Origin of the sequence: Halobacterium wangiae, assembly GCF_021249345.1 — an archaeon.
GTDB classification, from domain to species: domain Archaea; phylum Halobacteriota; class Halobacteria; order Halobacteriales; family Halobacteriaceae; genus Halobacterium; species Halobacterium wangiae.
In genome coordinates, this window is the sequence record NZ_CP089588.1 from 2890988 (window position 1) to 2903582 (window position 12595).

13 protein-coding genes are annotated in these 12595 nt (G+C 67.8%); 2 read left to right on the plus strand and 11 right to left on the minus strand.

Annotation, left to right across the window (positions count from 1 at the left end; all coding sequences use genetic code 11):
* Window positions 1-30: 30 nt before the first annotated feature.
* From LT965_RS15255 to LT965_RS15300, 10 genes are read right to left on the minus strand one after another with little or no spacing between them, the layout of a single operon-like run.
* Window positions 31-894, minus strand: coding sequence for a CheF family chemotaxis protein (locus LT965_RS15255; RefSeq protein ID WP_232701716.1), 864 nt, complete (start codon window positions 892-894; stop codon window positions 31-33).
* Window positions 895-940: 46 nt separating this feature from the next.
* A complete protein-coding gene (locus tag LT965_RS15260) occupies window positions 941-1747 on the minus strand; it encodes a CheR family methyltransferase (RefSeq protein ID WP_232701717.1) in 807 nt (268 codons plus the stop codon).
* Window positions 1744-2208: a chemotaxis protein CheD gene (locus LT965_RS15265; protein ID WP_232701718.1), complete on the minus strand. Its 465-nt coding sequence runs from the start codon at window positions 2206-2208 to the stop codon at window positions 1744-1746. The genes LT965_RS15260 and LT965_RS15265 overlap by 4 nt, the downstream gene beginning before the upstream one ends.
* Entirely contained in the window at window positions 2205-3344 is a 1140-nt protein-coding gene (locus LT965_RS15270; RefSeq protein WP_232701719.1) for a chemotaxis protein CheC, read from the minus strand. The genes LT965_RS15265 and LT965_RS15270 overlap by 4 nt, the downstream gene beginning before the upstream one ends.
* A gap of 1 nt (window position 3345) precedes the next feature.
* Window positions 3346-3933 (minus strand): chemotaxis protein CheC, encoded by a 588-nt coding sequence (locus LT965_RS15275; RefSeq protein ID WP_232701720.1) that lies wholly within the window; start codon window positions 3931-3933, stop codon window positions 3346-3348.
* Window positions 3934-3936: 3 nt separating this feature from the next.
* Window positions 3937-5946, minus strand: coding sequence for a chemotaxis protein CheA (cheA, locus tag LT965_RS15280; RefSeq protein ID WP_232701721.1), 2010 nt, complete (start codon window positions 5944-5946; stop codon window positions 3937-3939).
* Entirely contained in the window at window positions 5946-6986 is a 1041-nt protein-coding gene (gene cheB, locus LT965_RS15285) for a chemotaxis-specific protein-glutamate methyltransferase CheB (protein WP_232701722.1), read from the minus strand. The genes cheA and cheB overlap by 1 nt, the downstream gene beginning before the upstream one ends.
* Window positions 6983-7345 (minus strand): chemotaxis protein CheY, encoded by a 363-nt coding sequence (gene cheY / locus LT965_RS15290; RefSeq protein ID WP_232701723.1) that lies wholly within the window; start codon window positions 7343-7345, stop codon window positions 6983-6985. The genes cheB and cheY overlap by 4 nt, the downstream gene beginning before the upstream one ends.
* Window positions 7346-7392: 47 nt before the next feature.
* Window positions 7393-7929: a chemotaxis protein CheW gene (locus LT965_RS15295; RefSeq protein ID WP_232701724.1), complete on the minus strand. Its 537-nt coding sequence runs from the start codon at window positions 7927-7929 to the stop codon at window positions 7393-7395.
* Between the two features lie 42 nt (window positions 7930-7971).
* Window positions 7972-8595, minus strand: a complete 624-nt coding sequence (locus LT965_RS15300; protein ID WP_232701725.1) for a DUF7500 family protein — start codon at window positions 8593-8595, stop codon at window positions 7972-7974.
* A gap of 289 nt (window positions 8596-8884) precedes the next feature.
* On the opposite strand from LT965_RS15300, the gene LT965_RS15305 reads away from it, so the two are divergent.
* Entirely contained in the window at window positions 8885-9787 is a 903-nt protein-coding gene (locus LT965_RS15305; protein ID WP_232701726.1) for a DUF7544 domain-containing protein, read from the plus strand.
* Here the strand turns inward: LT965_RS15305 and LT965_RS15310 are convergent.
* Window positions 9774-12071: a DEAD/DEAH box helicase gene (locus tag LT965_RS15310; protein WP_232701727.1), complete on the minus strand. Its 2298-nt coding sequence runs from the start codon at window positions 12069-12071 to the stop codon at window positions 9774-9776. The two genes, LT965_RS15305 and LT965_RS15310, sit on opposite strands and share 14 nt — an antisense overlap.
* Window positions 12072-12149: 78 nt before the next feature.
* Between LT965_RS15310 and LT965_RS15315 the strand changes: the two genes are divergently transcribed.
* The gene (locus LT965_RS15315; protein WP_232701728.1) at window positions 12150-12584 is read left to right on the plus strand and encodes a thiol-disulfide oxidoreductase DCC family protein; all 435 of its coding nucleotides are present in this window, start codon (window positions 12150-12152) and stop codon (window positions 12582-12584) included.
* Window positions 12585-12595 lie beyond the last annotated feature (11 nt).

Genomic DNA, 12595 nt, shown 5'->3' on the forward strand with positions numbered 1-12595 from the left:
TCGTCTCTGCGGCGTAGACGCGATTCCCGCTCAGAAGTTCACGTCCTCGATGTGTTCGCTGACCGCGGCCCGCCCGAGATCCGTGAGTGTGACGCCGTCGCTGTCCTGGACGAGGTCCTTCTCGACGAGGTCGTTGAGGAGCATCGTCACTCGACTGGCGCCGACCCCGAGGACCGCCGCGAGGCTCGCGTCGGGGCCACTGGAGTAGATTGCGACCAGCGTCTCCACCTCGTCGGTGGAGAGGGTGACGTCCTTGAGGTCCTGTTTCAGGTGCGTGTAGCGCAGCCGGATGAACCGTCCGAGGAGGTTCATCTTCCGGCCGGAGTCGAGGGCGAGTTCCGTGGTGACCGCGCCAGCGTCGCTCATGTGCCGGACGGACAGGAGCGGTCTGCTGGACCCGTTCAGGTCGCGTTCGACGCGCTCGAAGTGCGTGACCGTCGAGAGGTCGATGGCCGTACCGACGTCGTCACGCAGCGCGAGCGACCCCGGAGACACGTACAGTTCTCCGGACTCGAAGGACTGGTCGGTGACGCGGCCCCCACGCCGTGCCGGGTGTTTGGCGTAGACCGTGGTGCCGTTGAGCAGTCCCTTGAAGACGAGCGTGACGAACTTGTCGACGGTGTCGCCGGCACCCTCGATGACGGCGACGTGTTTCTCGTCGTCGCGTTCGTACGCCACGGTGACGGTGTCGTCGAAGAACTCGGCGAGGTCGCGGGGCGCACTGTCGTGCTGGACGTCGAAGACGCCGGGGAGGGGGATGGTCACACTGGTGTCCTCGGTGGCGAGGACGATGCGGCGCTTGCTCATCACGACGCGGCCGCGAACGGGTTCGACGTGCGTGGCCGTGTCCGGGATGAACGACGTGACGAAGTCCGCGATTGCTGATTCCGGCATGCTCCCCCAGTCTCGAAACCGAATCGTCGCGGGGGCCGAATAAGCGTTACTCTCCGTCTGGGAGTCGGCGATAGATCCGGATCCGGGGGTCTGCGGCCTCGAAGCGCTCCTTGACCTCACCGGGGAGCGTCTCCGTCTGCCCGAGGACGAGGTGGCCGCCCCCGTCGAGAGACTGGCTGACGGTGTCGAGGATCGGGAGTTTGTACTGCTTGTCGATGTAGATGCAGACGTTCCGGCAGGCAACGAGGTCGAAGCCCGACTTCGGGTCGCCCGTGATGAGGTCGTGGCGCTCGAAGCTGACGAGGTCCTTGACATGGTCGGCGACCACGAACCCGCGTTCGCCCTCGCGTTCGACGTACTGCATCGGCTCGTCGAGGAAGCTCAACTGGTCCTGGATGTCCGCGGTGCGCGTGCTGTCGTATCGGCCGCGCCGCGCGCGTTCGAGTGCGTCCTCGTCGATGTCGGTGGCCAGGATCCGGACTTTCCGTGGGTCCAGGCCTGCGTCGAGGGCGAGCATCGCGATGGAGTACGGCTCGCGGCCGTCGGCGCAGGCGGCGCTCCAGATGGATAGCGTGGTGCCGTCGGCGGACTCGAGGAGGACGTCGCGGAGCGCGGCCCACACTTTCCGGTCGCGGAAGAACTGAGTGACGTTGACGCTGAGCGTGTCGAGCAATTCCGCACGTTCGTCGTGTTCGTCGGTCCGGAGCATCTCGAGGTACTCGTCGTAGCTGTCGGTGTTCCGTCGCCGCATGCGGGCGGAGATGCGCCGGTCGAGGTAGGCGTCGTCGTAGTAGCTCGTGGCGAACTCCGTCTCGCGCTCGACGAACGACAGCAGGTCCTCGAAGTCGGTCAAATCACTTCCACCTCTGAGTCGACACGGTTGATCGTTACGTCGCCACTGGCCGGACTAAAGGACACCGACCGACCGTCGTTGCCGCCGGTCTCCGCGGCGACCAGCTTGACGTCGGCCGCGTCGAGGACGTCGTGGGCGGCGTCGACGTTCCGCTGGCCGACGGCGTCACCGACGGAGATGTCCAGCATCGAGCTTCCTCCGGCGAGTTTCGCGGCGAGGTTCTGGCGAGACGCGCCCTGCTGGACCAGCTCGTCGACCATCTCCTCGATTCCGGAGTCGACGTACTTCGCGGGCTTGTCCACCGGCTCCGGCGCCTCCGGGAGCATCGCGTGGAGGAGCCCGCCGACACCCTCCGCGGGGTCGTAGACGGCGACCGCGACACAGGAGCCGAGGCCGCTGGTGACGAGCGTCGAATCGCTTGACGCGACGCGCCAGTCGGCCACGCCGACTCGCACCGTCACTGGTGCTCACCCGCCGTGTCGGTGAGCTGTTCGGCTATCTGCCCGACGGTGTCCGCGTCCTCCGGGCTGGGGAACGCACACACCCGGCAGGTCAGCTCCGTCCCCAGGGAGACCGTCGTGTTCACCACGGCGATGGTGTCCGCGTACTGCCCGTAGGCCGCCGCGACCGTGTCGAGGACGGCGCGCCCGTCGTCGCGGACGTGTGACGGCGTCGAGACGTCGATGGTCGTCTCCAGCGTGTTCGCCCACTTGTCGAGGAACCCGCTGGCGGTGACGTTGCCGAGCTCGGCGACGGCGCTCTCCGCGAGTTCCGGATCCGGGTCCGACTCGTCGAGCATGGTGTCCGCGACGGAGCCGGGTTCGACCTCCTCGAACAGGATGGCGATGACGCTGTCGACGGGCCCTTCGCTCTCGAACACCGCGCCCTCGTAGGCGGCGTCGTCGAGCAGCGACGGGACCCGTTCGACGGGGACGAAGTCGATGTGGGATTCGACGGTGTCGGCGTCGACGCCCGTCATCGCGGCGAGGTGGGACTCCACGGTCGCCGCACTCTCGGTGGTCATCCGGAGGTACGCCGAAAGATTCCCGACGGAGAACGCGTCCTCGTCGGTCGCCAGGTAGTCGGCGAACGACTCGACGTCCGGGATCACCGCGAACCGACAGCTTCCGCCCGACCCGGAGAGCACGACCTGACTCTCGAAGACGAACGCGCAGTCGTCGACGACTGCAGCGTCGTGGACCACCGCGTCCTCGTCGGTGACCTCCGAGGGCGGTTCGATGTCGATGGTCGTGTCGGCTCCTTCGGCCCACACGTCCACGAACCCGCTGGTGAGGATGTTCGACACCTCCGGGAGCGCCGCGTCGCCCATGCTGAGTTCCTCGGCGACCCCTGTGGCGAACGCGTCGTCGAACGAGAGCACCGCCCGTCCGGACAGCGCGCCGTCGAACCCGACGGTGAACCGGGACGGCGACTCGCCGAGGAACGTCGACAGTTCGTCGGCGTCGACGAGCGCGGTGCGCGTGAGCGAGCAGTGGGCGGTGATGCCAGTCAGCGTCTCCAGGGAGTCGGCTGCACACTCGCCACCCTGGTCGCCGGTCCTGCTGAACGACGCGACGGCGTCGAGGTCCACCCGCATCTCAGATGGCGTTGATCATCGAGACGAACGCCTCGATGTCCGGGAAGGAGTAGATCTTCGCCTCGACGTCGGCGTCCGGGGCGTGGAGCGTGGCGTCGAACACCATCGCGATCTCGTGTTCGCCCGGGTCGACGCAGTGGTTGGCGATCTCGTGGCCCGAGGCCCGGATGAGCTGCGGGGTGGAGATGTCGATGGTGCGGCCGAGGACGTTCGCCCAGCCGTCGATGAAGCCGCTGGTCATGATGTTGCCAACCTCGCGGATTGCCGAGCGCTCCATGTCGCTGTAGGCGCCGCCGTCGCTCTCGATGCCGCCCATCATCGTGCCCGCGACGCGGCGTGCGCTCTCGTCGTCGAACAGCACGAGGACGGAGCCGTAGGGCTGTTCTTTCAGGGGGACGTTGACGCCGACCTGTTTGTCCGCTCCCAGGTGGGCGCCCAGGTCCTCGACGTCGATGACGTTGATCTTCGTGATCTGCATCTCCGTCTCGACCCCGGTCAGCTGGCTCATGTTGTCGGCCACCGTCGTCGCGCCGGCGCGAGCCAGTTCGTTCACCGTCTGTAACCGCCGAATGTCGATCATCGTACTCATAGTTCAGAGAGTCGCAACGTCCAGAATCGTCACCACGTCGCCCTCACCGAGCACGGCTGCCCCAGAGAGTCCGGGGATGCCCGAGAGGATTCCCTCGAAGGGTTTGACGACGACCTCCTCCTGACCCCGGACGTCGTCGCAGTGGATCGCTACCTGCCGCTCGGTGTCCCGGATGCGCACGAGCATCCCGTCGCCGTTCCGTGTCTCGCCGGGGACCTCCAGCGCGGAGCCGAGTCGGACGAGCGGGTAGACGGTCTCGTCGTAGGTGATGACCTCCTCGCCGTCGACGGACTTCACGGGTTTCATCCGGGAGATCTCGTCGACGGTCTTGATCGGGATGCCGTACTCCTCGCCGCCGCTCTCCACGAACAGCACCTTCACGATGGCGACGGTCACCGGCAGCGTCATCGTGAACGTCGTCCCCTCGCCGGGGACACTGTTCACGGAGACGGAGCCATCAAGTCGAGTGACGGTGTCGCGGACGACGTCCATCCCGACGCCGCGGCCGGAGACGTCCGTCACCTCCTCGTTCGTTGAGAACCCGGGGTGGAAGACGAGGTCCTCGACCTCCTCGTCGGTGAGCTCCTCGACCTCCTTGCGGGTCTTGATGCCCTTCTCGACGGCCTTCTCCCGCACGCGCTCGCGGTCGATGCCGCCGCCGTCGTCTTTCACCTGGATGAGCACGCGGTCGCGGTCGCGTTCCGCCGACAGCGTGATGGTGCCCTCGGGGGCCTTCCCGTCCTCTTCGCGGACCGCTGGGGGTTCGATGCCGTGGTCGACGGCGTTGCGCAGCAGGTGCATCAGCGGGTCGCTGATCTCCGTCAGGATGGTGCGGTCGAGTTCCACGTCGTCGCCCTCGACCACGAAGTCGATGTCCTTGCCCTGTTCGCGGGCGAGGTCCCGGACGAGTCGCGGGAACTTCCCGACGATCTTCTTCATCGGGACCAGCCGCATGTCCATCACAGTGTCCTGGAGACTCGAGGTGATCTTGTCGAGTTCGTCCAGTTCGTCGAGCACCGCGCGGTCGCTGTCCTCGACGCCGCGCCGGAGTTTGATGCGCGTGGTCACGAGCTGCTCGACGAGCCCGTGGAGTTCGTCTAGCTGGTCGACGTCCACGCGTACGGACTGGATCTCAGTGTCCGTGGACTGGACCGCGGACGCCTCCGCTTCGTCGGCACCCTCGTCGCTCGTCTCCGCCGGAGACTCCTCGCTGGTGTCGGTAGCGTCACCGCCCCCAACACCCGTATCGTCGTCACCCGTGACGTCCTCGTCGCCGGTTGCACCGAGGTCACCGGTGAGTTCGGAGACGGTCGCGTCGGTGAGTTTCGGGAACGACCGGACGGTGTCGGCGACGTCCGACATCTCGGTGGCGACGACGAGGTCGAAACCGTCGTCGAACTCGCCGTCGTTGATCGCGTCCGGTTCCGGAACCGCACCGAGGAGGTCGAACGCCTCGGTCGCGGCCTCCATGACGAACATGCCGTCGACGCCCTTCATCTGGGAGCCGGACATGTCCACGTGGACGTGGAAGACGCCGCCGTCGGCGTCCTCCAGCGTCGCGGCGTCGACGACCGAGAGCGGGTCGAAGTCGGCCTCGACCGCTCCCTCGTCGTCGGCTGGCTCGGCTTCGGCCGCCGCAGCCTCGTCGAGAACTGCGCGCACGGACTCGCTGGTCTCCGAGACGTCCCGCTGGACCTCGCCGTGGGCCTCGATGTCGTCGAGACACGCCTCGATGTCGTCGACACCCTCGAACACCCGGTCCATGCGGCCCGAGGTCACCTCGAGTTCGCCCTGGCGCATCTCGTCGAGGAGGTCCTCGACGGCGTGCGCCAGGTCGCTGGCGCCCTCGAACCCCATCGCGCCGAAGTTCCCCTTCAGCGTGTGGGCAGTCCGGAAGATGGCGTCCATCGCCTCCTCGTTGCCCGGGTCGGACTCCAGTTCGAGCAGTGCGTTGTTCAGGTTCGTTACGTGTTCTTCGCCCTCGCGAACGAATGCTTCGAGATAGTCGTCCATCAGGAACTCCTCCGTATTGAATCGGTGATCGCCTCGGTCAGCCGGTCGGCCGGTCGCACCTCGTCCACGCAGCCGGTCTCGATGGCGCGCTGCGGGATGCCGAACACGGCGCTGGTCTCCTCGTCCTGTGCGAACGTCCGCCCACCGGCCTCCTTGACCGAACAGACGCCGTCCGCGCCGTCCGTCCCCATACCGGTGAGGACGACTGCGACGAGCGGGTCCGTGACCCGCTCGGCGGCCGTCTCCATCGTCACGTCGATGGCCGGCCGGACGCTGTGCTGGCGCTCGCTCTGGTCGAGACGGACGCGCAGGCGTCCGTTCGAGTAGCCCGACACCCGCATGTGGTAGTCACCGCGGGCGACGAGCCCTTCGCCGCCGCTGATTCGAGCGCCGTCCTCGGCCTCCTTGATGTCGTACTCGCTGGTGTCGTCCAGCCGGTTCGCGAACCGCGTCGTGAACTGGGCCGGCATGTGCTGGACCACCAGCACGCGGAAGTCAGCCTCCCGCGGCAGCGAACCGAGGATCGACTCCACGACGTTCGGACCGCCGGTCGACGCGCCGACGAGCAGCGTCGGGTGGTCGACGTACTCGTCTGCGCTCGTGGACTCGGCCGGCGCCGTCTGCTCGACGCCGTGGCCGGCCGTCGGGTCCGCCGTGGCGACGCGTTCGACGGTCGCGACGAGTTCGTCGCTGTGGCCCGAGAGCTCCGTCGAGATGGTGCCACCGGGCTTCGCGAACGCGTCCACTGCACCGCGCTCCATCGCTTCGAGCGTGGCGTCGGCGTCCTCCGTCGTCAGCGCCGACAGCATCAGGATCGGCGTCGGCGCTCGCGACATGACGGCCTCGACGGCCTCGATGCCGTTCATCTTCGGCATCTCGACGTCCATCGTCACCACGTCGGGTTCGACGGCCTCGACCTTCTTGACGGCCTGCTTGCCGTTCGCGGCCGTGTCCACGACGTCGATACCCCCGTCCTCCAGGATGTCGCTGATGACCGTCCGCATGAAGTGGGAGTCGTCGACCACCAGCGCACGCGTCATGCCGTGAGCACGTCGGAGATCGCGTCCATCACGCTGGGCTTCTGGAACGGCTTCGTGATGTAGCCGTCCGCGCCAGCCTTGACGGCCTTCTTCATCTTCTCCTCCTGGCCGATGCTCGTGCACATGATGACGTGTGCGCCGGCGTCGAACTCCTTGATCTCGGAGGTCGCCTCGATGCCGTCGCGGATGGGCATCACGATGTCCATCATCACGAGGTCGGGGTCGTACTCCTTGTACATCTCCACTGCCTCGACCCCGTTCTCGGCCTCGTCCGCGATCTCGAACTCCTCTTCGAGAATCTCGCGGAGTAGGTTCCGCATAAACTCTGAGTCGTCCACAAGTAGGACCTGCTTCGCCATGGTTCACCCCTTTGGAGAAGGGGCTAATAAAGCCTCGTCACCGATTATCAGTGCTGATTGTCCTCGCTCTCGTCGTCCGACACCGCGGCGATGAGCCGGTCGATGTCGAGCCACAGCACCAGTTCGACGTCGACGTCCGCTTCTTCCTCGTCCTCCCCGGCCACACCCTTCCGGATGACCCCCTTGACGAGTTCCTGTTCGACGGCCGAGGTGCCGATGCGGGACACGCGCTCGCCGGTGTCGATCTGGGCCTCCGGGTAGCCGGAGACCTCCGTCACTTCGGCGACGCGGAGACCGATCTTCTGCTTGTCGTCGGCGCGGTCGAGGACGAGGATGTTGTCCGAGGCGAGGTCGCCCTCGATGGCGAGGAACTCCCGCGGGTCGACGATAGCGGTCGTCTCACCCCGGAGGTCCATCACACCTTCGACGGCGTCGGGGGCCCGCGGGACGCGAGTCACCTGCTTGGACTCGACGATGCTGTCCACCGCGTCGATGTCGATGGCGCAGACCTCGTCGCCGAGGCGGAACTCGACGACGTGAGCGTCGTTGGTCACTACCCGGTCGGCCTCCTCGAGGTTCATCATACCCCGAACCACGAGAGACCACGACCAAAACTGTTTCGCGGACTACCGTCGCGGGAACACGAGTCCGTCCTCCTCCGAGACCGTCGAGACGAGGTCACCGATCGTGTCGTCGGGCCCGAGCTCCTGGTCTTCCAGGTACGCCACGAGCCGCGCTGTCGGGTACCGGACGTTGACGGTCGACTCCGAGAGCAGGATGCCCAGCGCTTCGTCGACGGACGTGTCGCCCGCGACCTGTCGCGCGTACCAGACGAGCAGGCCGTCGAACGCGGAGCCGATGTCGTCGGTGGCGAGCTGCTGGTGGTTGACGTCGCTCCCGGTCTTCGCGGAGATGTGGTAGGCGTAGGTGCTGTCGTGGTCGGACAGTTCGTCGCCGAGCCACCGCTTGACGTCCCCGCCAGATATCTGGTCGACGGGGTCGACGTCGGGCCGTGGCTCCGGTTCTGGCTCGGCTTCTGGTTCAGCTTCTGGCTCGGCCCCGGGGTCGCCTCGTCCTCCGGTCGTCTCCGGGTCAGCCGCAGCGTCGGTGTTGGTCGGCGGGCCGTCGGCCCCGATGACGTAGCGCCCCTCGTCCAGTTTCGCCACGTCCTCCTGGGCCTCGATGTCGAGTTCCTCCGGGGAGAGCACCTCTCCCTCGGCGTCCTGTTGCCCGTCGCCACCTGAGACCATGCGCTCAGTTGAGAGCGACCACTCTAAAGTCTATCGCGGCCCCGTCCCCAGGCGCCGAGTCGGCCGGCGGCCCGGCGCCGCCGGTTGGCACCGGATACCCCCAGTAGGCTGTCAGTAGTTATTGGCGTGTCTCTTGACAGTCACGCCACCGTGGCAGCACACAGCAGCGGGCAGGACCCCACGCCAGGCGTCGCCGCCATCCGGGGAGTCGTCGCCGCGGCGGACGGTTCGTGTCCGGAGTAGCGACCAACTACAGGCAGCTTATCACACAACCGATTCACTCTCACTCATGGCATGGTACGCGGTCCGCGCCCTTGACGACGCCATCTCGGAGACGCAGTCACTCCTCCTCCCGTTCGACCTCGGCACGTGGGTTCGGCTCGCCGTCATCACCGTCTTCGCGGGGCTGTCGGCCCCCCAGACGCCGACGTTCTCCTGGGAGGTGCCGCCGCAGGCGGCCGTCGAGACGACGACCGAACTGTCGCCGCCCGACCTCCCGGCTATCGTCCTCGGCGTCGTACTGGCCGTCGTCACGCTCGGTCTCCTGTTCGCGCTCGTCGGAGCGGTCATGGAGTTCGTGCTCGTCGACGCGGTGCGGTCGAAGTCCCCCCGAATCGTCGCTCCGTTCCGTCGCCGTCTCGGCGCGGGACTGCGACTGTTCGGCTTCCGGCTCGTCGTCATGCTCGCGGTGTTCGTCGCCGTGCTCGGCGTCGTCGTCCCGGTCGGACTCGCCGTGGTCTTCGAGGCCCCGGCGTGGCTACTGGCCCTCCTCGCGACCGTCCCCCTGCTCGTCGCCGCCGCCCTCGTCTCCGCGTTCGTCCTCGAGTTCACGACGGCGTTCGTGGTCCCCATAATGGCCGACGACGGGATCGGCGTCGCGGCCGGGTGGCGACGGCTCTGGCCGGCGGTGCGCGCCGACTGGCAGCAGTTCGCGGTCTACGCGCTGGTGAAGGTCGTCCTGCTCGTCGGGGCCGGGTTCCTGCTCGGTCTCGCGGGCGCCATCGTCGCCGTGCCGGCCGGGCTGGTCGTGCTCTCTGGCGCGCTCACCGGGCTGGCCCTGGTCGCCGTCGCCATCACGCTGGTCGTCGCGCTGGTCGTCATCGCCGGCGTGACCGTCCCGCTGGTGACCTTCCTGCGCTACCACTCGCTGTGTACGATGGACGCCTCCGAGTTGCCGTTCACGCTCCGGTGAGTGCGGCGAGTAACGTGATGGCGAGGTCCTTATCGAGTGGGTCGTTAGCGTTCCCGCACTGGGGAGACTGCACGCACGCCGGGCAGCCGTCCTCGCAGTCGCAGGAGCGCAGCATCGACAGCGTGCGCTCGGCGAGATCATAGACGCTGTCGAAGCCGGCGCGCGTCAGTCCCACGCCTCCGGGGTAGCCGTCGTAGACGAAGATCGTGGGTCGCCCGGTCCGTGGGTGCAGCGGCGTCGAGAGGCCGCCGATGTCGCCGCGGTCGCAGAGCAGTTCGGTCGGGAACATCGAGATCATCGCGTGTTCGGCGGCATGAATCGCCCCCGGCAGGTCGCCGCCGGCGCGCAGTTCCGCCTCCACGTCTCTGGGAACGGTGAAGTAGAGCGCCCGGGTTTCGAGGGTCTGTTCGGGGAGGTCCAGGGACAGCGTGTCGATGGTCTCGCCGCGCTTCGGGTCGCGGCGCTCGTAGCCCGTGACGGCCGTCGTGAGCGTGATGTCCGCGAACCGCACCGGGACGTCGTGGGCGAACGGGTAGCGCTCCTCGCGGTCCTCTCGCACCTCGATGGTCTTGTCCGTGAGGACGCGGGTGTAGTGGTCGGCCCACGTCGGCTGGAGGCGGGCGACACAGCGGTCGAGGTCCAGGTCCGCCACCTCGTAGCGCTGGCCCTGGTGGTGGTAGATGGCGCCAGGGTGGGCGTCCCTGATCGCGTCCGAGAACTGGAGCGTCGCGAGCGTGTCGTTCGAGCCGTCGAGCAGTCTGACCTCCCGGTCGTCGATCGTCCGGAGGCTCATCTCGTGCTGGGGGCTGCCCTCCCCAGCGTACGTCCAGCGAGTACCGTACTCCGTGTCGCGGCGCTCCAGCTCGCCCCCCTCTTCGAGCACCGAGACGCGCTCCTCGAACCGTGGGAAGTAGTGGTCGTCGTCGGGTTTCAGCCAGTTCTCGCGGGCCGCAGACCGCAGGTGGTCGTCGAGCAGGTGTTCGTTCGCCGGGTCGACGACGGCCCGCTCCGGGTCTCCTTCGAACAGTTCCTCCGGGTGCGCCATCACGTACTGGTCGAGCTGGTCCTCCCCGGCGACGAGTACGACCGCGGCGTCCTCGGTGCCCCGGCCCGCACGCCCCGCGCGCTGGAACGTGTTCATCTTCGTCCCCGGGTAGCCGTCGAGGAGGACGGCGTCGAGGCCGCCGACGTCGACGCCGAGTTCGAGTGCGTTGGTGCTCCAGACGCCGCGCAGGTCGCCGTCGTGCAGTCGCGTCTCGAGGTCGCGTCGGCGGTCGTCCGTCAGCGACCCCTGGTACGCCGCGACGGCGTCCGCGAGGTCTCCGCTGCCGCGTTCTTGGAGGTCGTCGGTGGTCGCGGTGGCGTTGCGCTCGGCGCCCTGTCTGGAGCGCGTGAACGCGAGCGTCTGGTGGCCCCGCGTGACCAGGTCGGCCATCAGGTGTCGAGTCTCGACGTGCGAGGAGCGGCGGCGGCCCTCGCCGCCGTCCTGCTCGGGCGGGTTCCACAGCAGCCAGTGAGTCGGTCCCGTCTCGCTGGTGTCCTCGTCGACGAGTGCGAACCCGTCCCCCGGCTTCCCGGTCACTCTGGCGGCGTGCTCGACGGGGTTGCCGATGGTCGCCGAACAACAGACGAACTGAGGGGAGGCATCAAATCTTTCGCAGACGCGCCGCAGGCGCCGCAGGACCAGGGAGACGTGGCCGCCGAAGACGCCGCGGTACTCGTGGACCTCGTCGAGGACGACGGTCTCCAGCCCGGAGAAGAACCACTCCCAGAGCCGGTGAGCGTGGGGGAGCAGTGCGTAGTGGAGCATGTCCGGATTCGTCAGCAGGACGGTCGGCATGCGGTCGCGCACCGCCTCCTTCTCGGACTTCGAGAGGCGTCCGGTGTAGGTGTCGACCTGTACGCGACTGCCGAAGCCGAGGTCGGCGGCGAGCGAGGAGAGGGTGTCCTCCTGGTCCGCGACGAGGGCGTTCTGCGGCCCGATGTAGAGGGTTCGCCCCCCGTGGTCCATCGCGCGTTCGAACGCCGGGACGGTGTACGCGAGGCTCTTCCCGCTCGCCGTCGGCGTCGCCACGACCACGTCGTCGCCGTCGCGTACTGCTTCGATGGCGTCCGCCTGGTGGTCGTACAGCTGGTCGATGCCGCGGTCAGCGAGCGCGGAGGCCAGCCGCGGTTCGAGAGCGACGTCTCTGGTTCTGGCCTCGCGTGCGGGGAGGGTCTGCTCGTGGGTCAACTGTCCGCTGTAGTGGTGGCGGGCGCGGAGCCAGTCGGCGAGGTCGTCCACGCGCCTACGTGGGGGTTCGGTGCTCTAACGGTTTCCGGTGGCCGACGGTTTTTGGACGAGGCACCCCTACTCGTGGGTGTGACCGATTCGCAGTTCGACGGCGTGCTCGTCTACGACGGTGACTGTCCGTTCTGCTCCGCGGCGGCGTCGGCGCTCCGCCGCGTCGACGGCGTCGGAGCGGTCGCACACGGAGACGACGCGGCGCGAGCGTTCCTCGAGGCCCAGTTCGACGACGCGCCGTTCGCGCTCGTGCTCGCGGACCGCCGGACTGACCGCGTCTACGTGGATCGGGACGCCGCCCGTGAACTCTGCGAGCGTGCGGGCGTCCCGGTACTGGTCCAGGACGTCGTGGGAGAGAACTACGAGTCCATCGCTGACGCGGTGCGGACCGTGGTCGGCGCCGACCGCGACCCCGACCCGTACCACGGCACCTACGAGTTCTCCGCGCCCGCTGCCGCTGCGTACGCGGACCTCGAAGCCGCCGCTGGTAGCATGCCACTCCGCATGGAGTAGTTGTCCGCTCC